Genomic DNA, 1,688 nt, shown 5'->3' on the forward strand with positions numbered 1-1,688 from the left:
ACTATCCTAATGATCCTGATCTAGTTCATCTAGTCATCATTGATCACTTAGCTAGGGTATTCTGCTCTCCTGGTAACACCCTTAAGCAAGAGATGGATTTAACTAGTAAATACTTATACTCCTTAAAGAATAGGTGTGGAATAAGCCCTATCGTAATTCAGCAAATGAATCGAGGAATACAGAGTATGGATAGAAGAAAAGAGGGAATGGTAATTCCTCTTACTTCTGATTTAAAGGATACTAATAGCACTGTGGAAGATGCTGAGATAATCTTAGCTATCTTTGACCCAGATAAAGCAAAACTAAACTCTCATAGGGGCTATGATATAAAGCAACTAGACAAGAAGTTCAGAAGTATTTTTGTTTTAAAGTCCCGATATGGAGAGTCTGATGTTGAGGACTTTATATATTATGATGGTAAGTGTAACAAGTGGGTAGAAATGCCAGCTTCTGCTGCTATACATGATTATGGAGTCTTTGAAAATCCTAGATGGTATTTAGAAGCCAAAGAAGATAATACAGAGAAGGAAGATGTTGAATCAAATAACAAAAAATCTAAATTTGTATTATAATGGCTGAATTAATAGCAATTGTTGGAGAGAGTGGTAGTGGCAAGACCACTTCTATAAGAAACTTAGATCCTGCTAAGACCTTCATTATCTCTACAACTGGCAAAAGACCTGGTATAAAGGGAGCAAACAAGAAGTATCCTACTTTCGCAGTTGCAGATGGAAAGTTGTCTGGTAATTTCTTCGCTTCCGCAAATGTAGACCAGATCGGAAAAGTTCTACAAATCATTGACAAGAAGATGCCTCACATTACTAACGTAATAATTGACGATAAACAAACTTTTTCTAAAACACATTAAGTATTTTGAGAACTCATGAAATATTATTATATTTGTATCATGATAATTAATTTAATTTATTTTGATATGAATAGAAAATATAACAATTCTCAAATTATTGAATTACATTCTGCAGGTCTAACAGACCGGGAAATTGCTGAAACACTTGGTGTGACTCCTAATAATCTTGCTACTAAAAGGAGAAAATTAGGACTTGCTCCAAATAAAAGTAAGAGAGATACCCATAAGTTAACAAAAGAAGAGTTAGAAATCTTAGTAGGAACTATACTAGGAGATTCTACTATTAGATATGTACATAATCAATGTAAATATCCAAATCTAACTTTCACACATGGACTTAATCAAGAGGAATATTTTAACTGGCTTGCTAACAAACTTTCCAATCTAAAATCCTCTACTGGGAGATATGATTCTAAGTATGTAAGAACGAACGGAGAGGTTGCTGAAAGGTTAGTATATACTGGAAGTAATATGGCTTGCCTAAAAGAACTCCGGGATGTTTTTTATACAGAGGAAGGAAATAAAATTATTCCTATAGAATATATTAAAAATGTCTTTTCAGAATTAAGTCTATATTGTTTATTTATGGATGATGGGAGCTACGATATTAGTAGTAATAGCTATATAATTAATACACAATGTTTTTCTAGAGAAAACCTTGAAGAATTTGTACTATTATTATATAGTAAGTTTGAGCTTGATTTTACCATTAAGTCAGATAATTGCTTATATCTAAAACACTCATCAAACGAACAAATGTGTAAAATTCTTACCTCAGTAAATGAATGTAAATCAATGGACTACAAATGTGGTAGTCGTC

The 1,688-nt window shown here is 32.5% G+C and carries 3 protein-coding genes; all 3 read left to right on the forward strand.

Features of this window, described 5'->3' with window-relative positions; translation table 11 throughout:
- Window positions 1-35: 35 nt before the first annotated feature.
- Window positions 36-572 (forward strand): DnaB-like helicase C-terminal domain-containing protein, encoded by a 537-nt coding sequence (locus tag ACI3VO_RS01780; RefSeq protein WP_439756263.1) that lies wholly within the window; start codon window positions 36-38, stop codon window positions 570-572.
- Entirely contained in the window at window positions 572-868 is a 297-nt protein-coding gene (locus ACI3VO_RS01785) for a hypothetical protein (protein ID WP_439756261.1), read from the forward strand. Before ACI3VO_RS01780 ends, ACI3VO_RS01785 begins: the two co-directional genes overlap by 1 nt.
- Before the next feature lie 39 nt (window positions 869-907).
- A partial coding sequence (locus ACI3VO_RS01790) for a hypothetical protein (RefSeq protein ID WP_439756262.1) occupies window positions 908-1,688 on the forward strand: 781 nt, incomplete at its 3' end.

This window comes from Intestinibacter sp. (genome assembly GCF_051866655.1).
Lineage (GTDB): Bacteria > Bacillota > Clostridia > Peptostreptococcales > Peptostreptococcaceae > Intestinibacter.

Excerpts from the sequence above, each read along its gene's own strand:
- ACI3VO_RS01785 (WP_439756261.1), top strand. The coding sequence starts at position 572 with ATGGCTGAATTAATAGCAATTGTTGGAGAGAGTGGTAGTGGCAAGACC.